The sequence below is a fragment of the Bacillus sp. z60-11 genome, assembly GCF_046464135.1.
Taxonomy (GTDB): Bacteria; Bacillota; Bacilli; order Bacillales; family Bacillaceae; genus Bacillus; species Bacillus sonorensis_A.
Genome location: NZ_JBIYSN010000003.1, coordinates 360,918 through 385,712, shown reverse-complemented (window position 1 = coordinate 385,712; position 24,795 = coordinate 360,918). Strand labels below are relative to the sequence as shown.

Sequence of the window (24,795 nt, the reverse complement as noted above, 5' to 3'; positions counted from 1 at the left end):
ACGGGACTGTTAAAATAAAAAAATCCAATCCTTCTAAAGGATTGGATTTTTAACGATTAGAGGTATTTTACCGCAGATACAACAACCATGATCCACGCTGCGATGAAAGCCACGCCGCCGAGCGGAGTGATGGCGCCGAGGACGCTGATTTGCGTGAGGCTGAGGACATATAAGCTGCCGGAAAATAAGACGATGCCGGCAAACATCAGCCAGCCCGCAGCCGTCACGCTCCCCGCGCCTGTAAGCTTTCCGGCAATCAGGGCGACGGCGATCAGCCCAAGTGCATGGTACATATGATATTGAACACCAGTCTGCCAGATTTGAAGATATTTTTCAGGGATCTTCCCTTCAAGCCCATGAGCCCCAAACGCCCCTAGAGCAACCGCAATCATTGCGTTTATCGAACCTAAAATGAGGAATAATTTCATGATATTTTCGCCCGCCTTTCTCTTCTCATCATAGCGTACAAACTCAAGATTTCAACTGACTGAACCTCATGACACAAGATTGTCAAATTTCTTTTTTCTAAGCTGGATCTGTTCCACCACAATCGCTATGACCGTCCCCAGTACAAGACCATTGCTTAAAAGGGAGACAACAACAGGGTGCATCCCCGCCAAGGCGCTTTCAGGAACAAACATCACACCGACGCCCGCCAGAAGTGCAATTCCTGTAACAAAGCGGACGCGGCCGGCCTCGTTCTTCCCATAAGCGTCAAATTCAGCGAAAGCCATACCGACCATCGTCGAAAACACGACAAAATTAACGGCAAAACCAACCGGAGACGGGAGGCTCGCAAATACGTTCATGATATACGGAAAAAAGCTGATGAAAATCACAATCAGACTTCCGAGTAAAAAAGGTTTCTTCGAAGAGACCCGCGTCGTTTGAATAAACCCGGCCGCTCCGGAAATCGGCACCGTCCCTACAGCGCCGAGCAAACCGCTCAGCAAATGGCTGACTGAGGCGATGAAGCCCGCCGGTCGGGCCCGCTTCCTTTCTTCAAGCTTTTCAAACTGTTTAACGGCCCCTTCAACCACCCGGATGCTGGCCAGCATGTTGACAATCAATAACACCGTAATAAACAAGGATGTGACGATTAAACCGCTGTCAAACAGCGGAACGCCGAACGGAAAGATATCGGGCAGATGAAAAAGCTTATCCGCATGTTCCGGCGGCTTTGCGACGCCAAACACGGCAAACAGAATCCAGCCGCCAATAAGCGCTATCAAAATCGAGTATTGTTTAAGAAACGGAACATGCGATTTGCTCATCAGAAATGTTGTCAGCATAATGACGGCCGCAAGCAAAAAGACAGGAACATCAAGATCGTTTTGGCGGTAGCCGATCCCCATGACTCCTTTCACAATCGGCTCGGAAAGCTGAATGACCAAGAGCAAGAGATAAACGCCCGTCACAACAGGCGTAAACATGACAGCCAGCTTGTCGATGACTTTAAATAGGCTAAAAATAAAAAAGAAGACCGCACTTAGAAGCATTGCCCCCTGAAGCGCCTGAAGCGTTTCACCATAAGCGGCGAACACGGTTCCGGTCAGTCCCGCATAAATCGTGTATACTCCCCACCAAAGGCCGGCAGGGCTCTCATTAATCGGCAGACGGTGGCCCAGCAATGTTTGGATGAATGCCGTTGTCCCCAACACGAAAAACGTGCTTTGAATCAGCCCCGCCGTCTCCGTCTGATTCAGCTCAAATGACTGCCCGATCGCGATGGGCACCACGATGGCGGAAGCGATAATAAATGCCGTCCATTGTAAAGCCCCAAAAAGCAGTTTCAAGTTTATCAACCTCTCTTTTTCAAAAAAGCAAACGGCTCCTAGAAATCAAAAATTGAGTCCCCGTTAGCGTCTTCCTCATGTTTTTGTTTCTCTTTTTTTTGATACTGTTCAGCTCCGGCGGCTCCCATCATTTTTTCCAGCATCAGCTGGTCGCTCGAAGATTTTTTTGCCGGCTGAAGATATGGGGACGGCTGAGCTGTCGGTCTCTGCTGTTCAACGATGACGTCGCAGAGGGAACGAATGACCGCCACATGCATTTTTAACTCGTTCTCATGGGCGCTGTCCTTCGCTTTTTTTAATTCATCCTCCATCTTTTCCAGCAAGCTTGATATATGTATGTTCATCCATTCGATCCTCCAAACCGTTTCGATTTTCCATTTCATTTTAACAAATTACATTCTCTCGTGCTGAAAGCACTTTCCGATTTTTCAATCCCAAAAGGATATTTTTCGAAACAGCAGGTCCTTGTTTTCCAATTCAAAAAACAAAAAGCGAGCATCAACTCAGCCTAAAATCCTTTTTTCTTTCACCTTAAGAGTTGACGGGCGAACGTGAGTTCACGCATAATGCAAGAAAAAACAAACCGAGAACCGCCATCCTGAGTTTAGCGGTTCTCCAGATTTTCCAAATTGGGAATTGACCAGTCGATGGGTTCTTCATTGATTTTTTGCAAACATTGGTTTGCTCTGGAAAACGGCCTGCTTCCAAAAAATCCGTTTCTTGCCGAGAAAGGACTTGGGTGAGGCGACTGAATAATAAAATGCTTTGAAGTGTCGATCCTTTCTTTCTTCGCTTGGGCATGGCGGCCCCAAAGAATAAAGACCACCGGCTTCTCCCTTTTGTTCAAAACATCGATAACACTGTCCGTCAGCTGCTCCCAGCCCTTTCCTTTATGTGAATTCGCCTGTCCCCGACGCACGGTCAAAACGGTGTTTAAGAGGAGGACCCCCTGCTTGGCCCAGCTGACAAGTGAACCGTGATTGGGGATGTCTGCGCCAATGTCACTTTGCAATTCTATGAAAATATTTTTCAAAGATGGCGGCGGATTCACCCCCGGCTTTACGGAAAAGCTTAAGCCGTGCGCCTGACCCGGTCCGTGGTACGGATCCTGACCAAGGATGACGACCTTGACTTTTTCATAGGAAGTGTAGTGAAAAGCATTGTAAATATCGTTGGGTTCAGGATACACCGTATGCTCGACATACTCTCTTTTCAGCATTTCTCTCAACTCTTGATAATAGGGCTTTGCGAATTCATTTTTCAGCTGCTCCCACCAGCTGTCATTCAAAATCTGTTTCAATGGTTCAGCCTCCTTTAACTAAATTGCCTTTCGCGAACAAGCCTGGAAACGACAGGTTCGCCGTCCCATACAATTTTGCTTTCGGCCTCCCTCTTCTTCATAGCAGGTTCTTCAAGAAGCACAAAAAAGTTTTTCGTCGGCAGCTTTCCAAGCTGATGCTTTTCACTCAAGATATCTAAATAGTACTGCCTCTTGCCGTCAAGGTTGCTGGACTGATTGTCGCCTTGTTCTGAAAATGCGTAGATCACGCTTGCGGCAGGAACTCTTTTCACGCGAAACTGTTCGGCTGCACGCAGAAAAAAGTCCCAGTCCCAATAATTATGAACACCGGGATCAAAATAACCGATTTCAATGTGAAGCGAACGTTTATACATGCTTCCCGAAGGAACATATGTAGAAAATTTCCTCATCTCCTCTAAGTCAAACGTATAAGCGAAAAGATGCCGGTTTTTTGGGATTCTTGTGTCTTCTTCCTCTTTAAAAGACACAATCTCAGCATCGGAATACACAAAATCTGCCGTTTCCAGCGCTTTTGCCATTCTTTCCATATGGCATGGAGTGAAAAAATCATCGTCATCACACAGCATGATAACATCTCCTGACGCTTCTTTCACCCCTATGTTTCTCGCTTTCACATGCTTGACATTCTCAGTCAGGTGAAGCACCTTGATCGGCAGGTCTGAATAGAGCCGCTGAACAATGTCGACCGGCTCCCCCGCATCATTGACAATAATGATTTCAAATGGTTTGATGGACTGTTTTGCAATGGATTCAAGCAACTCACACAATGGGGAAATCCGATTGTGGGTTACGATAACGATCGAAATGTTCATGATTTGCTATGAGCGCTCCTTTTTCAAATTTACTTTTCCATTATAAATCACAAAACGAACGATTTGATATGAACAAAAGTCGGACATTTTTCCATTCCCCTCTTTTTTCCTGCATATGGGCTTTAGGATCGATTTCCTCCCAGACCCACAGAAGATGATGATGCATGAAAAGGATGGGCATTTGGAAATATAAAAGTTAATCATAACAGATGAGCAGATAGGGGCATTTCTACATATGAACATCATCGATCTTACGATTGAACTGCTAACAGGATTTATCTTTCTTTTTCTCATCGTTAAATTTGTCGGTAAGAAGATCATCGATCAAATTACACCCTTCACTTTTATCGCGTCTATCGTATTGGGAGAATTGCTGGGAAATGCTTTATATGACAAGCAAACAGGAGTTTTATATATTCTTTACTCCATGGCGTTATGGGGATTAATGATTTTTGCGGCCGAATTTCTGACACAAAAGTTCCTGTCTTTTCGCGGATTATTTGAAGGAAAACCGTCCGCACTTATCAAAAATGGGAAGGTCGATCGCGAAGAATTGAAGAAAAACCGCATGAATATCAATCAGCTGCAAAGCCTGCTTCGGCAAAGCGAAACGTTTTCCATTCGGGAAGTTGCTTTTTGTTATTTAGAGGCGAACGGTTCGATCAGCATCTTAAAAAAAGCAAAATATCAAAAAACGACCCAGGAAGACTTCAATATGCCTGCAAAATCCGTTTATGTACCTGTCACGCTCATACGCGACGGCAAAGTCTTATGGGATGAATTAAACGATCTGGGTTTTAATGAAGCCTGGTTAAAAACGCAAATCAGATCTCAAGGCGTTCCGACTGACTATAAAAATATTTTTTTAGCTGAGTGGCTGGAAGGTGACGGACTTTTTGTGCAGACTTTCAAATAATTTTTTGCTGATCAGTCATTCCATCGCCAGAACCAGGCGGGCATGACCGCCGGTCTCCATGATTTGTGATCATTTGAAAAGCTGTCTATAATAAAAACTAAACCAATCTATAGATGGAATTTTTTAAGGTGGAGGATTGACTGAACATGACAATGCACAAAGCGCTCACAATTGCCGGCTCAGATTCAAGCGGAGGAGCTGGTATTCAAGCCGATTTAAAAACCTTCCAGGAAAAGAATGTATACGGCATGACGGCCCTTACGGTTGTCGTCGCCATGGACCCCGACAACAGCTGGAATCACCAGGTATTCCCAATTGAGACCAATGTCATTCGCGCCCAGCTGTCCACGATCGTAAACGGGATCGGAGTAGACGCCATGAAAACCGGCATGCTTCCGACCGTTGAGATTATAGAGCTGACGGCGAAAACGATCAAAGAGCACAACATGAAAAACGTCGTCATCGACCCCGTCATGGTCTGCAAAGGAGCGAATGAAGTGCTGTATCCGGAACATGCCAAGGCATTGCGGGAACTTCTTGCTCCCCTTGCAACGGTGATTACGCCAAACCTTTTTGAAGCCGGACAGCTCAGCGGTCTCGGAGAAATTAAAACCGTTGAACAAATGAAGGATGCTGCCAAAGCTATTCATGACCTTGGCGCCAAATACGTCCTCATTACAGGAGGCGGCAAACTGGCCCACGAAAAAGCAGTCGATGTTTTATATGACGGTCAGACAGCAGAAGTTTTGGAAGGGGAGAGAATTGACACCCCGTACACCCACGGAGCGGGCTGCACCTACTCAGCGGCGGTCACGGCTGAGCTTGCAAAAGGAGCCGGTGTGAAGGATGCCATTTACTCGGCAAAAGATTTCATTACCGAAGCCATACGCGGATCTTTCCGATTAAATCAATACGTCGGTCCAACAAAACACTCCGCCTGGCGGCTTAACGGAAAATAAAACAAAAAGAACCCCTCTTACTTTTAAACAAGTAAAAGGGGTTTTATCAGCTTTCCCGCTTTGTTTTGATATTTCTCGCCGAGGATTTTAAAAAAGACTCGATCGATTCCACAAAAAGCGCATATTCCTTCATTTGTTCATAAGTGCTTGAAAGCTTTTTTTGCGCTTCTTCATCATTCGAAATTGTTTTATCTTCGATGTCTCTGATCATTTGCTTCACCTGAAGGAGCAAATGTTGATACTCTTCCCTCGTATCCTCAATATGATCTGCTATTTTTTTCAACCGCATGGCTGTCGACTTTTGTTGGTTCTGATCCAAGCAAACAACTCCTTTACAACTGCACAGTATCTAAAAAAAGCATATCATAAAGGGATTGTACAGAAAATAGGATCAGGACATCGTCCATGATGTAACTTTCATGACGGTTTCTTTTCTGCCGCTAATCGATACATCATTATTTCCCGGGTAAGGAAAGTATCTCGCTGAAAATACTTCTTCACCGCCGTTGACGAAAATTTCGATTGAAGACGAGTCTAAAAAGACGTTTAAATCGCGGAGTTCGTTTAAACTGCAATGCCTTGATTCCTCTCTTCCGTCAACACAGCTGTTTCTTTCCAGGGTGAGGACGCCGTCCGCTTTGCTGTATATAAGACGAGCCGCTCCCCTGAATGAGATTTCAAAGCCTTCCTCAATATGCGACGGTTCAATGTACAGCTCAGCGCTGTCGGGATGGTCGAGGTCCAATTGTTCTGCGGCCTGGCGAAGTGAAACCTCAACCGTTTTTTGTTCCCTTCGCAACGTTTTAAGTTCTTGAACCGGTTTTTGAATGAGCTTGTTTTCTTTTAATGTCAATTCCCTTGGCAATGTCATGCAGTGAACCCATTGATTCGGGATGGTCGGATGTTGCTGTTCATCCTGGTCGGGAACCCCCATCCAGGCGATTAAAATCCGCCGCCCTGATTCATCTAATGTCGTCTGCGGTGCATAAAAATCAAAGCCCTGATCAAGCTCTGTAAATTCTCCATGCTTGAATTCCGGCTTCCCTTCATCTAGTTCACCGACAAAATAACCTGACTGATAAACGTTTTGATAGCGGAAACCATCTGCTTTTAAGCCTTGCGGGCAGACGATTAAAACATCTTTGCCGCCAAGCGATATCATATCCGGACATTCCCACATATATCCAAACTCATCAAGCTGATCCGTATTCGAGCCGGTTATGTCGCCGAGAAACGACCAATCCCTCAAATTGTCTGAAGTAAAGAGCACAGCCCTTCCTTCAAGACGCTCAGTCTGGGCACCGAGTACCATGTACCAGCGCCCGTTCTTTTTCCAGACTTTCGGATCGCGGAAATGAGCCGTATAACCTTTCGGAAGCCTTGCGACAACCCCCTGTTTTTCAAAAGAAATGCCATCTTTTGAGACGGCGAGGCATTGGTAGGTTTCGCGGTCTCCTTCATCGTTCCTGACATTCCCCGTATAGAAAACATGGAGCAAATCATTCTCAACAATCGCACTTCCTGAGTAGCATCCATTTTTGTCATACCAATCGCTCGGTGTAAGGGCGATCTCTTCATGACGCCAGCGGACAAGATCACGGGAAGCATAATGCCCCCAAAACTTGGCCCCGTGCCCCGTCTTAAAAGGCATCCATTGATAAAAGAGGTGGTATGTCCCTTTCCAATGAATGAACCCGTTTGGATCGTTCAGCAGTCCGACAGGCGGCATGATGTGATAATGGAGACGATAAGGATCCTGATTGACAACGGTTTGATATTTTTCAACCCGGTCAATGGCTTGTTCGCGAAGTTCCTTGTCCCGCAGATTCATAAGCTAGCCTCCTTAGTTCTTCTTTTCATCTTCTTTAATCCCTAAGAAATAGGCTGTGATAAATGCCGCAATAACAGCGATAGCCATTCCGATTAAATAGTTGATGAGGTTGGCCGTTCCGAATGGCGCGGCGATCGCGATCATCGGAATGCCTGTCAGGCCGTAAGCGTTTGCGGCGACATTGGTAAAGACGACATAGGCTCCGCCGAGCGCTCCGCCGACCATCGCACCGATGAACGGCTTGCGGTACCGAAGATTGACTCCGAAAATAACCGGCTCGGTAATGCCGAGAAACGCTGAGAAAGCCGCCGGTAATGCGATCTCTTTTGTCTTTGCCCGTTTTGACAGGAAGAATACGGCGAGTCCGGCGCCGCCTTGGGCGACATTGGCCATCGACCAGATTGGAAGCAGATAGTTGCGTCCGATATCGGCGATAAGACCGGCCTCAATCGCATGAAAGCTGTGATGAACTCCGGTTAACACGATAAGGGAGTATGTCCCGCCAAAAATCAATCCCGCAACCGGTCCTGCATGATCGTAAACAAAGGTCAAAACATTCGTGATGCCGGAACCGAGGGCTCTTCCTAATGGCCCGATTGCAATAAACGCGATAAATCCTGTTGAAATAATGGTCAAAAACGGTGTTACCAAAAGGTCGATCGCATTCGGTACAAATTTTCTCGTCCACTTCTCAATTTTACTCATCACATAGACGGCCAAAAGAATCGGAATGACTGTTCCCTGATAGCCCAGCAGTTCAATCGGAAGGCCGAAGAAATCCATAACCTCAGGTTTTGCTTCAGTGAGTCCCCAAGGATTCAGCAGGCTCGGGTGAATCAAAATCCCCCCGATGACAGCCCCAAGATACGGGTTTCCACCAAATTCCTTCGCCGCGCTGATACCGATCAGAATCGGGAGAATGATAAAGGCGGCGCTTGAAAACATATCAAGAAGTTTAAACAGCGCTGTATCAGGACTGACCCATTGGAACGCTTTCATCATTCCCAAGAGTCCCATTAGTAAACCGCTTGCAACAATCGCCGGAATAATCGGCACAAATATATTTGACAGCGTTTTCGCAAAACGCGCCAAAGGGTTCATTTTTTGCTTCGCTGCCTCACTGTGCTGAACTGTTTCTTTTTGATCAAGCTGAAGTGTATTAGCAAATTGTTCATACACTTTGTTGACGAGTCCTGTACCAAAAATAATTTGATACTGTCCGGAGCTGGAAAATGCCCCTTTTACACCATCAAGCTCTTCAACCTTTTCCTGGTCGATTTTCGCTTCATCTTGAATGACCAACCGCAGCCGTGTAGCGCAATGAGCCGCACTGATGATATTATCTTCTCCGCCGAGCAGCTGAATGAGTCGTTCGGCAATTTCTTTGTGATTCATGATGACTCCTCCTTTTTTTAAAAAAAAGCAGAAAAGACCTAAAATTCGCCAACGAATAAAGGACACATTCTCCCCATTCATCTGAGCAAATTTTAGGTCTTGCCTGCTTTACCAGTCACAATCCCCAGTATTTATTTTTTAACACGCTTTCATTTTATTATGTGATAACGCTTTCGTCAACTAGTTTTTTATATTTATATGAAATTTGACCTAAAAAAGCCTGATCGCGGGAGTATCAGGCGGTTTTATATATGGGAATCGTTTAAACGCTGGACATGCAGCGTAATATAGCCAATCTCCGATTCCGGGAGATGAAGATCATATTCGGTTTTTACGTAATCCGCCAGCCCTGCCGCACACCGGTAGCTTTCAGGATACTTTTGCTGGATGAAATAAAGCATGTCATCGTCCATCACGTGAAACGCTTCATCTGATTCCAGCCGATTAATCGCATACCTCAGATGTGTGACAAGACGTTGATAAGAGATGCTGTTCTCATCGATCGTCCGATTGAAGCAACATTCGATCTTTTCGATCATCTCTTTGATGATCGTCGTGTATTTAAGGGTTTTCTGCATGTTCTCCGCATCCATTTTGGCTGTGTGAATATGCAGTGCAATATAACCCGCTTCATCGTCCGGCAAATCGATGTCCAATTTCTCTTTGATCAAATCGATTGCCCAGAGACCGATCTCATATTCTTTTTTATAAAGCGCTTTAATTTCGTTTAATAATTTATTTTGAATGACAAATCCTTTACGGATTCGTTCAATTGCAAATGATAAATGATCCACAAGGGCGATGTGGATATGGTCGCTCAGCGGTGCGGACAGCTGCCCTTCCGCATAGCTGATAATCTCTTCGGCAGCTTCAATATGTTCTTCCGGAAGTGTTTCGAGGATTTGTTTAAATTTCTCATTTTCTTCATGAATGGTAAAAATCTTTTCTACCTTCTGTCTCAAAATGGTGTCATTTTTACCTTTTTGAAAAGCGATTCCCGGCCCCATGACAATTTTCTCTTGACCATCCTCCTTTATAATTGCCGCATTGTTGTTTAATACTTTGTATATTTTCAAGGCTGTCACCCACTTCCCGTTATGTGTGGGATTTTACCTTGTTTATGCGCACATGTAAAGTTCAGGTCCGGCTCTCACCCTTTTCACCGCTTTTTTATAGACGTCCAGGTTCCTCTCTTTCCGCCACGCGCCGGCAATCACTCTCTGATCTTTTGAAGTCCGTTCTTTTTTCTCCACAGCTGTGTCAGAAAAGCCGTCTAAAAACCGTTCAGCTTGTTGATATGTAGCACCGGCCGAAGTTAAAACGGTGACCTGGCTCTGCCGTACGGGCATCAGCCCATTCAGCAGCATCACTGCCCATAATTTCAAAAATGAAACAAAGCTTTTCACAACAATCCCTCCTGATTTCAATTTTGAATCCTAGCAACTCTATTAAACTTTCTGGCTCTATCTTATCGCGGCAAAATGAAAATGTTTGTCACAATGTGTGTGAAAAATGATTCTAGTTTTTAGAAGTTTTGTTGAATACTGCTGGAACAGGCCACAAATGTGGACAAAATAAAGTATCAGAGGTTTATTCACAGCTTATCCTAAGGATAAACACATATTACCCACAGCGTATATCCACATATCCACATAATCATTCAATATTTAGTATAAGAACACATATTCCCTACTATATCTATACACAATTTTATCAACTTATACACAGAAAATTGTGTATAAGTATGTATCGATGGGGCCAATACATTGAATCTTTGAAAATTATTTCTATATTTAGAAGGATTTCTTTTTAAATGAGAGAATATTTTAAAAGTTCGAAACTCTAAACAATACTGATCCATAAGGGGGAAGACATATTGAAAAAACGTCTTATGCGTTCTGCCGTTTTTGTATTTATTTTATTATTCACATTATCCACATGCCTTTCCGGAGTGCAGGCAAAAACAGCTGCTGAAAAACAATCTCCGGAACTGAAGAAGGCGGAAGTTTACGGAGATATTGATGTAACATCAGATAAACAGACAACAGTCATCGTTGAATTGAAAGAGGAATCATTGGCAGAGGCAAAAGCGGAAGGAAAAAAACAAACAAAAGCTTCATTAAAAGCCGAACGCAGCAAAGCGAAAAATAAAGCGAAAAAAACAATCAAAAAGGCGAAAATCAAACGGGAGTATGATCGTGTTTTTTCGGGATTTTCCATGAAGCTGCCGGCGAGTGAAATTCCAAAGCTCCTTTCCGTTAAAGAAGTTAAAGCGGTTTATCCAAATGTGACATACAAACCTGACCGTGTAAAAGGTAAAGACGTGACAATTGCCGCAGACGCGTTTCATCCACAGATGGATAAAAGCGCGCCTTACATCGGAGCGGACCAGGCCTGGAAATCGGGCTATACCGGTAAAGGCATCAAGGTGGCCGTCATTGACACAGGTGTTGATTACACACATCCTGACTTAAAGAAAAACTTCGGGCCATACAAAGGATATGACTTTGTGGACAACGACTATGATCCGCAGGAAACACCTGCCGGCGACCCGCGCGGAGAAGCAACTGAACATGGTACACATGTTGCAGGCACAGTCGCCGCAAATGGACAGATCAAAGGGGTTGCGCCTGATGCGACACTTCTCGCCTACCGTGTACTCGGACCAGGCGGATCGGGAACGACTGAAAACGTCATCGCAGGGATAGAAAAAGCCGTCGCCGACGGAGCGGACGTTATGAACCTCTCCCTCGGAAATTCACTCAACAGCCCTGACTATGCGACGAGCATTGCGCTTGACTGGGCGATGTCAGAAGGTGTAACCGCGGTGACATCCAACGGCAACAGCGGACCTGAGAACTGGACCGTCGGATCGCCCGGAACCTCAAGGGAAGCGATTTCCGTCGGTGCTTCACAGCTCCCTTATAACGAGTATTCCGTAACGTTTGACTCTTATTCGACCGCCAAAGTGATGGGCTATGACGAAGAAAAAGACATTCAGACCTTGAACAATCAAGAGGTTGAGCTTGTTGAAGCAGGAATTGGGCAAGCTGACGATTTTGCAGGAAAAGATGTGAAAGGAAAAGTCGCGGTGATCCAAAGAGGTGTCCTCCCGTTTGTGGATAAAGCCGAAAATGCGAAAAAAGCCGGTGCGATTGGAGCTGTGATCTACAATAATGTATCCGGAGAAATCGAGCCCAACGTGACGGGTATGGCCGTACCGACCGTCAAACTGTCGAAAGAAGAGGGAGAAAAGCTTGTCCAGCAGATGAAAGAAGGGAAGCACACTGCTGTCTTTTCTTTTAAGTTGGATAAAAAGCTCGGTGAAACCATCGCATCCTTCTCATCCCGGGGCCCTGTCATGGATACTTGGATGATCAAGCCTGACGTTTCAGCACCAGGCGTCAATATTGTCAGTACGGTTCCTACACATGATCCGCAAAACCCTTACGGCTATGCCTCTATGCAAGGAACCAGCATGGCTTCGCCACACGTTGCAGGAACCGCTGCCATTTTAAAACAGGCCAAGCCCGACTGGGCGCCTGAGCAAATCAAGGCCGTCCTTATGAACACGGCCGAAAAACTAACGGATGAAAACGGCAAACCCTATCCGCACAATACGCAAGGCGCAGGCAGCATCCGGATCATGGACGCTCTCAAAGCTTCATCTATTGTGAGCCCTGGCAGCCATTCATTCGGCACCTATATGAAAAACAAAGGAAAGCAAACGAAAAAACAAGCACTTACGATCGAAAACCTTTCATCGTACAGAAAAGCCTATCAGCTTGAGTACTCTTTCAAAGGGCAAGGCATATCTGTAAAAGGAACACAGCGGGTCGTCATTCCTGCCAAGAAAACCGGTAAAGCGAATGTGAAGGTGACCGTCAACGCTGCGAAAACAAAAGCCGGAACATATGAGGGCACAGTGTATGTCCGCGACGGCAGCAGAAAAGTGGCCGAAATTCCGACCCTTTTGATTGTCAAAGAGCCCGACTACCCGCGCGTCACATCCGTAACCGTTGAACCGGGAACAAAAGAGGGGACATATACGGTCGAAGCTTATCTTCCAGGAGGGGCAGAAGAACTGGCATTTCTTGTGTATGACGAAAACCTTGAATTCATCGGACAGGCAGGGGTTTATAAAAACCAAGGAAAAGGGTATCAAACATATCAATGGAACGGAAAGATCAATGATACAACCGCCCTTAAACCGGGCAAATATCATATGCTCGCTTACGCCTCTTCTAAAGGAAAATCAAGCTATGTGCTGACAGAGGAGCCGTTTATCGTCGAATAATGGGAAGCCTTGTTGAGAGTCACTCAACAAGGCTTTTTTATGTTAAAATACGGATAATCAAACCCCCTCGCGTTCACAGGAGAAGCCCTTCTCTTTAAAACGCGAAAAAATCCAATCGGAGGATTTCGCTTATATGCTTTCATTTCTCGTATTATTCGGCTTATCCTTCATGTCGGTCTGCTTTATCTTTTTCACGGTATTGTATTTCACCCTCAACCTGCAAACAAACGAACGACACCCTTTTCAGAAAGCGGCGGAGCATACGGTAGACACGATCATTCTCGTGCCGCTCAGCTGGCTGTTTACCGCCGTATACATAGGGGTCCTGCTCATCCTTCTCCCCATCCGCAGTCTAATGAATGTTTTTCAGCAAAAACGCTGATGGTCTGCAAACGCCTCCGCTAAAAGGCGGTATGATTTCAGCTTATCCTGGAAATTGTGTGTGATTGTGACCGCCATGACTTCATCCGTTCCATAAGCGTCCGCCAAAGCAAGCAGCTGTTGTTTCACCTGTCGTTGTGTACCGATCACCATGCGATTTCGATTATCGTTGATTCTTCTCTTTTCATATGATGAATATTCATATGACTGCGCCGTTTCAAAAGATGGGAAGCCGTCTGTTACCAGCCCCTGTTCATTTGCCAATAAAGAAAAATCAAGGCTCTTGGCGAGGTGTTCTGCCTCTTCTTCAGTGTCCGCGCAAATCACAAATACAGCGACAATCACTTTCGGTTTGTCGCCCAGCACCGAAGGTTGGAATCGTTCCTTATATTGCCTGGCCGCTTCAGCTCCTCCCTCTCCATTGATAAATTGGGCAAAGGTATAGGCCGCACCGATTTGCGCAGCCAGTCTGGCGCTTTCCCCAGAGGAACCAAGCAGCCACACCTCCGGAGCGGAACTGACAGTCGGTGATGCGGTTAAATGCGGAAAGCGGTGGTGTTCATCGGCCAGATCGTACAGATATGTGACAAGATCATGAATCTGATCCGGATATTGATCCGTCTGACGCCTGCCGCCGTTTTGAAGAGCCATTGAAGCGATCGGCATACCCCCGGGCGCCCGGCCGATCCCCGCGTCAATCCTGCCTGGTGCAAGTCCTTCCAGAACGCGAAAGTTTTCAGCCACCTTATAAGCGCTGTAGTGGGGGAGCATAACCCCTCCTGACCCCAGACGAATCTTTGCTGTTTTCGCGGCGATAAACCCAAGCAAAACCTCAGGGCTTGACCCCGCCAGATTTCTCGAAAAATGGTGCTCAGACACCCAAAATCTCCTGTACCCAAGCTTCTCTGCCATTTGAGCAAGCTCGGCCGTCTGTCTGAGAGCTGTTTCAGGAGTGCTCCCTTCGGAAACAGGCGACTGATCCAGTATACTTAACGACAACATCGTCTTCCCTCCAATTTCTTCGTTTACTTTTTAGCCGTAAAAAGAAATAATAGTATCATGTAATCATTAAAGGAGCACCAGGATTGATGAATGAGCAAAAGCCGAAACAAAAACCGCATCCTCCAGCCGTACAAGAAAACTTTGCCAAAGGCTGTTTATTCGGAATCCTTTTCAGCCTTCCATTCTGGATCTTGTTTTATTTTTTCCTGAAACACGTCATGTCGATATAAACATGAAAGAAGCCCCTGTTGGAAGGGGCTTTTCTTTACCTTTTATTAAACCCTTTTTCTTTTACGAAATCATGCATATACGTTCGCTTCGGCTCCTTCAGGCTTTGGACGATCTGCTCTGTCCATTTGTCTTTCCTTTTGCCGTTTGTTCTGTTTTGATAGTAATTTGAAATGGTTTCGTCATACGCGTGCAATTGTTTGTGAAACCTTTCGTCATCTATATCATAAGTATTTTCGTGGTAAATATGCTCAAGCGGCAATCTTGGCTTTTGAGCGGACGGATTGGCCGGATGACCGACGACAAGCCCGAACAGCGGAAGGACATATTCAGGTGTACCCAGTACCTCTGCCACCTTGTTCAGAGCGTTGCGAATGCCGCCGATATAGCAGATGCCCAGCCCCATCGATTCAGCGGCAATCGACATGTTTTGTGCGGCAAGAGCGGCATCGATGACACTGACCATAAACGTTTCAGTGCTTTCAAGAGAGCCCTGGATGTCTTCCCCTTTTTCTCCGGCCATTTTCTGATGCCGGTAAAGATCTGCACAGAACACAAACAAATGGCCGTTTTTTTCAACATACGGCTGATCGCCAGCCAAAGCAGCAAGCTCGCGCTTCTTCGTTTGGTCGGTTACTCCGATAATCGAATAAGCTTGAATATAGCTGGAAGTTGATGCGCTTTGCGCGCTTTCTACAAGCAAATGCACCTCTTCTTTTGTCAGCGGCTGGTCCGTAAAGGACCGGATCGAACGGTGATTTAAAATGGTTTCAATCGTTTGATTCATTGCTATACCTCCTCATGACTTTATCATATCCAAAATCTGATGATCTCTAAAGCGAAACGGTTTCTCCGGGGAAAGGAAGCGGTATAAATTGAATCGAAAGAAAGATGACGCGCATACAGCGGGCTTTTGTGCTGATGGAACACCGGACAGTTTTGTTTGGAGAAGAAGTTCACACCCTCCATGTGGCGGCCGCTGCCGAATACAAATTAAAGACAGCCGGATCGGCTGTCTTTTTTTGGCGTTTATTTAAACATATAGCCTTGATATTTGCTTAGCTGGCAGCTTGCATTATAGACGATGGCATAGCCGATAAGGGCCGACAAAATAGAGCTGCCCCCATAGCTGACCAACAGCAGAGGAACACCTGTGACAGGCATCAGCCCGATGTTCATCCCGATGTTTTGGAACGTGTGAATCACAATCAGCGCGGTATACCCGACACAGAAAAAAGCGGCAAACCGATTATACCGATGTATTTTATCGATCAGAACGACAAGCCGGTAAATGAGAAAGAAAAATATCAGCACGACAAAAGTACAGCCGATAAAGCCAAAGCTTTCGCCGATGACGGCGAAGATAAAGTCGGTTTGGCCTTCAGGAACATGGACTTTCATATTGTTCATACCAGTGCCGAATATTTCTCCTGATCCAATCGCCATAACGGCTTTTTCTGTCTGATAAGTGTCATTGGCGGTCTGCTGGTCAGAATCAACCCATGTCATCACCCTGTTGATCTGGTACTCCTTAATATGCAGTGTATTCTGCGAAAACTCGGGAAAATGGATCACCAGAAATAAAACGAGCAAAACAAGCGAAACGCCGCTGCCGACGATGATAAAAATCAGTTTCCAATTGATTCCCGACAAAAACACCATGACGGCGACAAAGAACATGCAGATTCCAGCCGTCCCCGCGTCCTGCATCAAAATCAAGCCGATCGGAACCGCTGATACAGCCGCGATTTTCAGCAAAAGGTGAACATCCTCCCGCAAGGTGCGAGAACCCTTTGGACTCGCTTTTGAAATCACGGAAGCCAGCATCATGATCAAACCGATTTTCATAAACTCAGACGGCTGCAATGTCACCGTTCCAAATTGAAACCAGCTCTTCGCCCCTTTTTTAACCGGTGCAATCGACTCGGGACTGAATTTCAAAATGATCAATGACAGGATGCCAAATACAAATATATACACGCTGAACTTTTCGAGCTGCTCCAAATCAAAATAAAGAAAACCGACGACCACGGCAATGCCGAGCAAATAATAGATCAGCTGCTTTGCCGGATAGCCGTTTAAAGCGAATGACGGCTGTGCTGCATAAACAGCAATCACGCTGATGATAAAGAACACACTTAATATAAAAATCAAATCACCCTGATAATAGGGACTTGTCTCATTTTTCTTATGACCCATGATACCCCGCCTTATTCCTTCATCAAAAACACTATCTTTCATTATACATGAACAGTATCGAAGAATACACGAAAAGGGGGTGCTTCCCATAAAAATAACAGCCTGAATGTACAGGCTGTTATTTAAACATATAGCTTTGGTATCTCGTTAATTGGCAGCTTGCATTATAGACGATCGCAAACCCGATTAAAGTAGCGACGATGGAGCTCCCCCCATAGCTGACCAACAGCAGGGGAACACCTGTGACAGGCATAATTCCAATGTTCATGCCGATGTTTTGAAAGGTATGGATGACGATCAACGCCGTAAAACCTGCACAGAAAAATGAGGCAAATTTGCTGAACGGATGTATTCGGTCTATTAAAACGACAAGCCGGTAAATGAAAAAGAAAAACATGATGACGACAAAGGTGCAGCCGGTAAAACCGAAGCTCTCGCCAATGACGGCAAAAATAAAGTCTGTTTGGGCTTCGGGGACATATACTTGCAGATCGTTTACACCGTTGCCGAACACTTTTCCTGAACCGATCGCCATTTGCGCCCTGTCGACCTGCATTTTGTCATCTGCAGTTTGTTCGCTCGGATTAACCCAGGTCATAACCCGGTTAATCTGGTATTTCTCAATTCCGACCGCACCCGCAACATCCGGGAATTTGATGATGACATACAATATTAAAACGGCTACGCTGAGGCCTGATAAGAAGATCAGTGAAATGAGCTTCCAGTTGACACCTGAAAGGAAGATCATCACAAGAATCACAAACATGACGATCCCGGCCGTACCTGTGTCCTGTTCTAAAATCAGCCCCGCCGGCAAAATGACGATGCCGAAGATTTTCAATAAAAAGATCCAATCCTCTTTTAACGTCCGCTTTCCGGTTGGACTATGTTTGGACATAAACGATGCTAAATACATGATCAAGCCGATTTTCATAAACTCAGACGGCTGCAATGTAAAGCCGGGAAGCATAAACCAGCTTTTTGCGCCATTGATAACCGGAGCAAACCTGTAAGACCCTATATAAGAGGGGCTGAATTTTAACACAATCAGCATCAGGATGCCGAGTATGTAAAAATAAAAGCTGAGCTTTTCAAGCTGCTCCAAATCAAAGTATAGAAACAGAATGACGATGAGCGCTCCCAGCAAATAGTACAGGGACTGCTTCATCGCAAACGGCTCATTGTATTGGTTAAATTGCTGAGCGGCGTATACCGCCACAATGCTGATGATAAAAAAGACTATAAATACGAAGATCAAATCGCCTTGATAAAAGGGATTTGATATGTTTTTTCTCTGACTCATTCAAAATCCCGCCCTTATTTCTGACACAATGCAATATAGTGAAGACAGTATCAACTTCCTCACAAATGATATGACGTACAAAAAACCAAAATGTTTCGAATGAAACATACACAAAAAAATTCCTTCTTCATTTTAAAGGATTCTTCCAACTATTGTCGAATTTGATAAAGTCATTGATTTTTGATTGATTTGTATTAAAATGAGTAATGTTGCATAAAATTAAATTTTTGTCGGCAAATATTCATGGGCTGACGAAAGCATAACCATAAGGAGTTTTTAATTTGGATAAAGCACTTCAAAAGCGTAAACGGCTTGATCTGATAAAGTTTTTGATCCCTTCGCTTATCGGAATTATTTTATTTATGATTCCCGTTCAGATTGCAGGAGATTTAACGATTCCGATTGCGATTTTTTCTAATGCACTGCAGGAACTGCTTCACCGGCAGCTGCCGTTCATTATGATGTTGATCGTCACCGTAACATTTATCTTAACCTTTATCACGAAAACCTTCCATCCGTCTTTCATCAAGAAAAGCGAATTTTTCTATAAGCTGCTGAATGTATCTTTATTCTGGTACATCGTCCGTTTGTTCGGGATGATTTTCGCAGTGATGACATATTTTAAGTTTGGACCTGAAGCCGTGTATGCCGACAGCACGGGCGGAACATTATTGTTTGATCTGCTTCCGGTTCTCTTTTCCGTCTTTTTTTTCGCAGGTCTTTTCCTGCCTTTTCTGCTGAATTTCGGTCTGTTGGAATTGTGCGGGGCGCTGATGAAAAAACTGATGAGGCCTGTCTTCAGGCTGCCCGGGCGGTCTTCCATTGATTGTATGGCCTCATGGCTTGGAGACGGAACGATCGGCGTTCTCCTCACAAGCAAACAATACGAAGACGGATTTTATACAAAGCGTGAGGCCGCCATCATCGGCACGACTTTCTCCGTCGTCTCCATCACATTCTGCCTCGTGATTATTTCGCAGGTGGGCTTGGGCCATATGTTTGTTCCATTTTATTTGACCATACTGCTGGCCGGAGCCGTTGCGGCCGTGGTCAGTCCTCGTATTCCGCCTTTATCAAGAAAGGCTGATACGTATATTACAGATCAGAAAGATCAGGACCATGAGCAGATTCCGGAAGGGTTCACACCGTTCAAATGGGGTCTCGCCCAGGCTGTCGCCAAGGCGAAGCAGAATTCAAGCGTCAAAGAATTTTTGCAGGATGGGACCAAAAATGTACTCGATATGTGGATGGGCGTGGCTCCCGTCGTCATGGCGCTCGGCACGGCTGCACTGATTGTCGCCGAGTACACGCCTGTATTCAAGTGGCTTGGTCTGCCGTTTATCCCGTTGCTTCAGCTGCTGCAGGTCCCTGAAGCCGCAGAAGCCTCACAGACGCTTGTCGTCGGCTTTGCCGACATGTTCCTTCCGTCTGTGCTTGGAAGCGGCATTGAGAGCGATATGACGCGTTTCATCATCGCCTGTGTATCCGTCACTCAATTAATCTATATGTCTGAAGTCGGCGGCCTTCTGCTCGGTTCGAAAATCCCGGTGACATTTATCGACCTGGTCTTGATTTTTATCGTTCGAACGCTGATTACACTGCCTATCATTGTCTTGTGCGCCCACTTTATTTTTTAAAGTAAACGGCCCTTGGTTTCCATACCAAGGGCTTTTTCATTCAGAAAAAGTCATTGATCCAAGGACTCCGCGGCCTGATCGTGTCATCCAGCCGCATCACTTCCTTTTCGCTTCCCGTCAGTCTGCCGGACTCATATAAAAACCGGGCGCTTCGCGCACCAAGGAAAAACGCCGTGAGAGCCGCGATATCGCCGGTGAGACAACCCGCATCTCTTTTTTCATCTGCGGCTTCAACACCCTGTTTATCAACCTTGAATGTTCGGTTATTCCATGGAGCCGCGTTGTCCTTGACCTGAAAAATGAACGGCTCTTCAATTCGCCGTCTGAGCGGGTATTGCTCCAGAAAAGAACCGATATCGGTGATTCTCGCCATCGCGTAGGGCTGAATTTCCTGCTTGATTTTTGGCTCATCAAGGTGATAATCGAGACCATCTTCAGGCTGGACTGTCATTTCAAGCTCTTCGATCATCGAGTCATGCTGGCAAATGAAATTCCATAGTCCCATCCGCGCTTCATGCCGAATGCAAATCAGCTCATCAATCGTCATTTTGCGATTTTCGATTGTGTAGAGCATATAGCCGAGCGGGACGCCTTCCTTTGAATAATATACAGCAGTTACCACGGAATCTTCCAAAATATCTGTCATCCAATAGTCTGCCTCCCGCCTTAACAAACCATTATGGCGGCTTCGGAACTGATCATATAGCAGTCCCGCTGCAGCCTGTCCTTCGGCTTTTTCCAGCCTTCTGACAAAGCCGTCCGTTTGTTCAAAAGGTGTGAGGTGTTCACGCTTCAGCCGATAAACCTTTTGATAAAACGCCAATTCCCAGCCAAACTTGCGGTAAAAAGCGATTTTAAAAGGGTGTAAAAAGCTGATGGTCTGCTGATTCTCCCTCATTCTTTTCAAAGACTCCACCAATAGCTGTCTGACCGTTCCCTTTCGGCGTTCCTCAGGCCAAGCCGCGACACCTGCAATCCCTCCCATATCCATATCGAGATGCTCGATTTGAGCTTTAAACGGAATGATATTCAGCTTTGAAAGAAGTTTTCCGCCCTCTTTGATGCCAATCACTTCATGCTTTTGATAAAGTTGTTTTGCTTTTGCCAGTTCTTTTTCGGAAAGCTTTCTCTGAAAAGCATATTCTGAAAGGCGGATCGCTTCCAGAATATCCGCCTCTGACGTCAATTCGGCCAACCTTCGCATCATCAGCCTCCTAAGGTATATTTATTCCACAATATATTCTCTTTTCTGCCCTTTATTTCCTACTGAGCTGACGCAAAAATTGAGCCGTTAGTTGGAGCGGAAAATGTTTTCCATTATGTATCATTTTTCGAATAACGTGGTATAATAAATGTAACAGAATGTTCACAAAATATTCTTCAGTTAGACACAAATTCATATTTAACCCGCTTGTTTTGACAGCGTTATCATTATTGAAAGGGGCTGAAAACGTATGGATATGTTTTTCGCTTACTTGCTGATCGCAAGCGCCACTCCACTGTTTTTATGGCTGGATAACAAAAAGGTCGCACTTTCGTCTATACCGCCAATCATTTTAATGTGGGTATTCTTCTTTTTCTACATGACAAGCAGTCTTTCTCCTACAGGACACTCTCTCATGATCGCACTCTTCATTCTCAACGTCATCATTGCCCATGTCGCCGCCTTCTTGATTTACGGACTTCCATTGATTCGAAAACACATGAGCCGATAATACGAAAAAACCCTCTTGTTTCCAAGAGGGTTTTGCTTGATTTGATTAATGTCCGCTATGCTCAGAGTGATGTTCACCCGGAGATCCGCCTTCAGGATTGTCTCCGTGATGAGTATGAGCCGCGAAGATCCAAATAGAACCGACTACAATCGCAATTGCAATAAATGCAGCAAAGAGCGTGTTTCCGACTTGGATATTTCCGCTGTCACTTTCAGTCATATGCATAAACATCAAGAGCTGAAGTGCAGCCTGGATGATAGCAAAGCCAAAAATAATCCACAGCTTTGCAGTCATGCTTAAATCGGTATAGATCACCCATAGGGCCAATAAGGTGAGCACAATGGACATTACGAACCCGACAATATGCTTCCAAGGAAAGTGGCTGTGTTCAGCCGATTGTTTTGCCGCCATTATACATTCACCAACCCTATCAAATAGACTCCGGTAAAGATGAAGATCCATACCACGTCTAAAAAGTGCCAATATAAGCTTGAAATAAACAATTTAGCAGAAGTTTGCGGCGTCAGACCGCGCTTTTTCGTCTGCAGTAAAATACCGATGATCCAGAAGATACCGATCGACACGTGCAGTCCGTGCGTTCCAAGCAGGACGAAGAACGCCGACCAGAAAGCACTTGTTGATAAAGTGGCACCTTCATGCACATAATGTGTGAACTCCGTAATCTCATAGAATACAAAGCCTGCACCAAGCAGGAGTGTAATGATCATCCAAATCATCACACCTTTTAAGCTTCCGCGTCTCATTTCATGAACGGCAGTACCGCATGTAAAACTGCTCGTTAACAGCAGGAACGTCATGATTAAGACAAGCTTGGCGTCAAACAGCTCTGCCGGCAATACGCCTCCTGCTGTCCGGTTATGAAGAACAGCATAGGTCGAAAACAGCGTAGAGAATAACGCAATTTCCGCTCCAAGAAAGATCCAAAAGCCAAGGATGTTCAATCTTCCTATCTCAGACCGATATTCCATAGGAGCGTTTGAATTGCTATGTTCTGCATGTTCCATCAGTCACGCCTCCTTTACTTGGCATTCTTTCGTTCAGTCTCTTTTATTTCCTCAACACTTACATAGTAGCCGTCGTCATATTCAAATGAACGAAGAATCATACAGAGGAATACACCGATCAGACCGACGATTCCCATCCAATACCATTCAAAGACAAGTCCGAATCCTGCAAAACCGAAGCATAGCGACATGATAAACGGACGTCCTGAATTGCTCGGCATATGAATCTTTTTAAACTTGCTTTCAGGATGAATATCGACTTTGTCTTCCTTCATTTGCGCAAAAGCATCAGGTGATGTAACTTCAGGCAGAACCGCAAAGTTGTAGTGCGGCGGGATCGCAGATGACGTAGCCCATTCAAGCGTACGACCCATTCCCCAAGCATCTCCTGATTCCTCGCGTTTTGCATGACGGAAGCTGTAGAAAATGTTGTAGCAGAGAACGATGAACCCTGCGGCCATCAGCAATGCGCCAAATGTCGCAATCATGTTCAATGCAGTCCAGCCGTCTTCTGCTCCGTATGTGTAAATACGGCGCGGCATTCCCTGCAATCCCAGGAAATACATCGGGAAGAAACAGATGTTAAAGCCGGTCATAAACAGCCAGAAGAACCATTTTCCGATGCGTTCGTTCAGTTTGTGGCCGAACATTTTCGGATACCAGAAGATAAATCCGGCAAAACAAGCAAACACAGTACCCGCAATCAGCACATAGTGAAAGTGCGATACGAGGAAGTATGTGTTGTGATATTGATAATCCGCAGCAGCCATCGCCAGCATAACGCCCGTAACCCCGCCGATGACGAAGTTAGGAATAAATGCGAGCGACCACAGCATCGGAGTTGTGATTTTGATTCTGCCTCGATGCAGCGTCAACAGCCAGTTAAAGATTTTAACACCGGTCGGTACGGATATCGCCATCGTCGTAATCGAGAAGAACGAGTTGACCGCCGCGCTGTTGCCCATTGTGAAAAAGTGGTGCAGCCAAACGACGAAGCTGAGAACCGAAATGGCAACAATCGAATAAACCATTGCTTTATAGCCGAACAGCTGCTTTCTTGCAAATGTCGCAATAATTTCTGAAAAAATACCGAAAGCGGGCAAAATAACGATATAAACCTCAGGGTGTCCCCAAATCCAGAAAAGGTTCGCCCAAAGCATCGGCATACCGCCGTTTGCCAACGTGAAAAAGGCTGTTCCGAACAAGCGGTCAAATGTCATCAGCGCCAAAGCCACTGTCAAGACAGGGAAGGCGAAAATGATAATTACACAAGTGATCAGCGTTGTCCAAGTGAACATCGGCATCCGCCAGAGGGTCATGCCTTTTGTGCGCATTTTCAGGATGGTGACCATAAAGTTGATCCCGGTGAGCAGCGTACCGATACCGGCGATCTGAAGACCGAGCAAGTAATAGTTCTGCCCAGGTCCAGGACTCAGCTCATTGCCTGCAAGAGGCATGTATGCGGTCCATCCTGCATTCGGTGATCCGCCGATCACGAACGAAATATTAAACAGCATCGCTCCGACCATGAAGGTCCAGAAGCTTAAGTTGTTCAAATACGGAAATGCAACATCGCGTGCACCGATTTGAAGAGGTACGACAACGTTCATTAATCCAATAAGAAACGGCATCGCCATGAAGATGATCATGATCGTACCGTGAGTCGTAAATACTTCATTGTAGTGATTTGAATCTAAAAAGCTGTTATTAGGAAGCGTGAGCTGGGCACGCATCATTAATCCATCGACACCGCCGCGGAAAAACATAATCACTGCGGCAAGAATGTACATAATCCCTAGTCGTTTATGGTCGACGGTGGTAATCCATTCTCTCCAAAGCCATTTCCACTTTTTAAAATATGTCAGCACAAATACGATTGCAAGAGATGTTAGCAAAATGGAAATCTGCGCGCCGAGAATTAATGGGTCACCTGTAATTATGAATTCGTCCCATTTCAAATGCATGCAAGCTTCCTCCT

Annotated in this window: 25 protein-coding genes; 7 read left to right on the top strand and 18 right to left on the bottom strand. The window is 45.4% G+C overall.

Features of this window, described 5'->3' with window-relative positions:
• Positions 1–56: 56 nt before the first annotated feature.
• From ACINLD_RS11760 to ACINLD_RS11740, 5 genes are all read right to left on the bottom strand, one after another.
• Positions 57–428, bottom strand: coding sequence for a DUF423 domain-containing protein (locus tag ACINLD_RS11760; protein ID WP_026589155.1), 372 nt, complete (start codon positions 426–428; stop codon positions 57–59).
• A 66-nt stretch (positions 429–494) separates the two neighbouring features.
• The gene (locus ACINLD_RS11755) at positions 495–1,796 is read right to left on the bottom strand and encodes a purine/pyrimidine permease (RefSeq protein WP_409444374.1); all 1,302 of its coding nucleotides are present in this window, start codon (positions 1,794–1,796) and stop codon (positions 495–497) included.
• A gap of 38 nt (positions 1,797–1,834) precedes the next feature.
• Positions 1,835–2,140 carry a YwdI family protein gene (locus tag ACINLD_RS11750; protein WP_026589157.1) on the bottom strand — a complete coding sequence of 102 codons (306 nt, stop codon included), beginning with the start codon at positions 2,138–2,140 and terminating at the stop codon, positions 1,835–1,837.
• Positions 2,141–2,400: 260 nt separating this feature from the next.
• On the bottom strand, positions 2,401–3,096 hold the full coding sequence (locus ACINLD_RS11745) for a uracil-DNA glycosylase (protein WP_026589158.1): 696 nt from the start codon (positions 3,094–3,096) through the stop codon (positions 2,401–2,403).
• A 14-nt stretch (positions 3,097–3,110) separates the two neighbouring features.
• On the bottom strand, positions 3,111–3,929 hold the full coding sequence (locus ACINLD_RS11740) for a glycosyltransferase family 2 protein (protein WP_077736017.1): 819 nt from the start codon (positions 3,927–3,929) through the stop codon (positions 3,111–3,113).
• 235 nt (positions 3,930–4,164) lie between these two features.
• Here ACINLD_RS11740 and ACINLD_RS11735 point away from each other — a divergent pair, with 235 nt between their 5' ends.
• Together ACINLD_RS11735 and ACINLD_RS11730 are read left to right on the top strand one after the other, a co-directional pair.
• Positions 4,165–4,845 carry a DUF421 domain-containing protein gene (locus tag ACINLD_RS11735; protein ID WP_026589160.1) on the top strand — a complete coding sequence of 227 codons (681 nt, stop codon included), beginning with the start codon at positions 4,165–4,167 and terminating at the stop codon, positions 4,843–4,845.
• 146 nt (positions 4,846–4,991) lie between these two features.
• Entirely contained in the window at positions 4,992–5,804 is an 813-nt protein-coding gene (locus tag ACINLD_RS11730) for a bifunctional hydroxymethylpyrimidine kinase/phosphomethylpyrimidine kinase (protein WP_077736016.1), read from the top strand.
• Between the two features lie 46 nt (positions 5,805–5,850).
• Here ACINLD_RS11730 and ACINLD_RS11725 read toward each other — a convergent pair whose 3' ends face one another.
• The 5 genes from ACINLD_RS11725 to ACINLD_RS11705 all read right to left on the bottom strand — a co-directional run bounded on the left by ACINLD_RS11725 (position 5,851) and on the right by ACINLD_RS11705 (position 10,436).
• Positions 5,851–6,123: a hypothetical protein gene (locus ACINLD_RS11725; protein ID WP_077736015.1), complete on the bottom strand. Its 273-nt coding sequence runs from the start codon at positions 6,121–6,123 to the stop codon at positions 5,851–5,853.
• A gap of 72 nt (positions 6,124–6,195) precedes the next feature.
• Positions 6,196–7,635 (bottom strand): sucrose-6-phosphate hydrolase, encoded by a 1,440-nt coding sequence (locus ACINLD_RS11720; RefSeq protein WP_277691878.1) that lies wholly within the window; start codon positions 7,633–7,635, stop codon positions 6,196–6,198.
• Between the two features lie 12 nt (positions 7,636–7,647).
• Positions 7,648–9,030: a sucrose-specific PTS transporter subunit IIBC gene (locus tag ACINLD_RS11715; RefSeq protein ID WP_026589164.1), complete on the bottom strand. Its 1,383-nt coding sequence runs from the start codon at positions 9,028–9,030 to the stop codon at positions 7,648–7,650.
• A gap of 245 nt (positions 9,031–9,275) precedes the next feature.
• Positions 9,276–10,106 carry a PRD domain-containing protein gene (locus tag ACINLD_RS11710; protein WP_026589165.1) on the bottom strand — a complete coding sequence of 277 codons (831 nt, stop codon included), beginning with the start codon at positions 10,104–10,106 and terminating at the stop codon, positions 9,276–9,278.
• Positions 10,107–10,148: 42 nt separating this feature from the next.
• The gene (locus tag ACINLD_RS11705; RefSeq protein WP_026589166.1) at positions 10,149–10,436 is read right to left on the bottom strand and encodes a hypothetical protein; all 288 of its coding nucleotides are present in this window, start codon (positions 10,434–10,436) and stop codon (positions 10,149–10,151) included.
• A gap of 485 nt (positions 10,437–10,921) precedes the next feature.
• Between ACINLD_RS11705 and ACINLD_RS11700 the strand changes: the two genes are divergently transcribed.
• Together ACINLD_RS11700 and ACINLD_RS11695 are read left to right on the top strand one after the other, a co-directional pair.
• The gene (locus ACINLD_RS11700; RefSeq protein WP_409444454.1) at positions 10,922–13,327 is read left to right on the top strand and encodes a S8 family peptidase; all 2,406 of its coding nucleotides are present in this window, start codon (positions 10,922–10,924) and stop codon (positions 13,325–13,327) included.
• 133 nt (positions 13,328–13,460) lie between these two features.
• On the top strand, positions 13,461–13,709 hold the full coding sequence (locus ACINLD_RS11695; protein WP_026589168.1) for a hypothetical protein: 249 nt from the start codon (positions 13,461–13,463) through the stop codon (positions 13,707–13,709).
• Here the strand turns inward: ACINLD_RS11695 and ACINLD_RS11690 are convergent.
• On the bottom strand, positions 13,694–14,710 hold the full coding sequence (locus ACINLD_RS11690; RefSeq protein ID WP_026589169.1) for an LLM class flavin-dependent oxidoreductase: 1,017 nt from the start codon (positions 14,708–14,710) through the stop codon (positions 13,694–13,696). The genes ACINLD_RS11695 and ACINLD_RS11690 overlap by 16 nt on opposite strands.
• 86 nt (positions 14,711–14,796) lie before the next feature.
• On the opposite strand from ACINLD_RS11690, the gene ACINLD_RS11685 reads away from it, so the two are divergent.
• On the top strand, positions 14,797–14,940 hold the full coding sequence (locus tag ACINLD_RS11685; RefSeq protein WP_201278488.1) for a hypothetical protein: 144 nt from the start codon (positions 14,797–14,799) through the stop codon (positions 14,938–14,940).
• Positions 14,941–14,975: 35 nt separating this feature from the next.
• Here ACINLD_RS11685 and nfsA read toward each other — a convergent pair whose 3' ends face one another.
• The 3 genes from nfsA to ACINLD_RS11670 form a co-directional block, all read right to left on the bottom strand.
• Positions 14,976–15,725, bottom strand: a complete 750-nt coding sequence (nfsA, locus tag ACINLD_RS11680) for an oxygen-insensitive NADPH nitroreductase (protein WP_026589170.1) — start codon at positions 15,723–15,725, stop codon at positions 14,976–14,978.
• A gap of 242 nt (positions 15,726–15,967) precedes the next feature.
• Entirely contained in the window at positions 15,968–17,137 is a 1,170-nt protein-coding gene (locus tag ACINLD_RS11675) for an FtsW/RodA/SpoVE family cell cycle protein (RefSeq protein WP_026589171.1), read from the bottom strand.
• A gap of 118 nt (positions 17,138–17,255) precedes the next feature.
• Positions 17,256–18,440 (bottom strand): FtsW/RodA/SpoVE family cell cycle protein, encoded by a 1,185-nt coding sequence (locus tag ACINLD_RS11670; protein ID WP_026589172.1) that lies wholly within the window; start codon positions 18,438–18,440, stop codon positions 17,256–17,258.
• 281 nt (positions 18,441–18,721) lie between these two features.
• Between ACINLD_RS11670 and ACINLD_RS11665 the strand changes: the two genes are divergently transcribed.
• The gene (locus ACINLD_RS11665; protein ID WP_077736012.1) at positions 18,722–20,077 is read left to right on the top strand and encodes a YjiH family protein; all 1,356 of its coding nucleotides are present in this window, start codon (positions 18,722–18,724) and stop codon (positions 20,075–20,077) included.
• A gap of 40 nt (positions 20,078–20,117) precedes the next feature.
• Here ACINLD_RS11665 and eis read toward each other — a convergent pair whose 3' ends face one another.
• Positions 20,118–21,281 carry an enhanced intracellular survival protein Eis gene (gene eis / locus ACINLD_RS11660; protein WP_077736011.1) on the bottom strand — a complete coding sequence of 388 codons (1,164 nt, stop codon included), beginning with the start codon at positions 21,279–21,281 and terminating at the stop codon, positions 20,118–20,120.
• Between the two features lie 250 nt (positions 21,282–21,531).
• Between eis and ywcE the strand changes: the two genes are divergently transcribed.
• A complete protein-coding gene (gene ywcE, locus ACINLD_RS11655; protein ID WP_026589175.1) occupies positions 21,532–21,792 on the top strand; it encodes a spore morphogenesis/germination protein YwcE in 261 nt (86 codons plus the stop codon).
• Between the two features lie 45 nt (positions 21,793–21,837).
• Here the strand turns inward: ywcE and qoxD are convergent, their stop codons facing one another.
• Genes qoxD through qoxB form a run of 3 tightly spaced genes read right to left on the bottom strand, consistent with a single transcriptional unit; the run spans position 21,838 to position 24,781 of the window.
• Entirely contained in the window at positions 21,838–22,203 is a 366-nt protein-coding gene (qoxD, locus tag ACINLD_RS11650; RefSeq protein WP_077736010.1) for a cytochrome aa3 quinol oxidase subunit IV, read from the bottom strand.
• Positions 22,203–22,817: a cytochrome aa3 quinol oxidase subunit III gene (gene qoxC / locus ACINLD_RS11645; RefSeq protein WP_410207000.1), complete on the bottom strand. Its 615-nt coding sequence runs from the start codon at positions 22,815–22,817 to the stop codon at positions 22,203–22,205. The genes qoxD and qoxC overlap by 1 nt, the downstream gene beginning before the upstream one ends.
• Before the next feature lie 14 nt (positions 22,818–22,831).
• Positions 22,832–24,781: a cytochrome aa3 quinol oxidase subunit I gene (qoxB, locus tag ACINLD_RS11640; RefSeq protein ID WP_026589178.1), complete on the bottom strand. Its 1,950-nt coding sequence runs from the start codon at positions 24,779–24,781 to the stop codon at positions 22,832–22,834.
• Positions 24,782–24,795 lie beyond the last annotated feature (14 nt).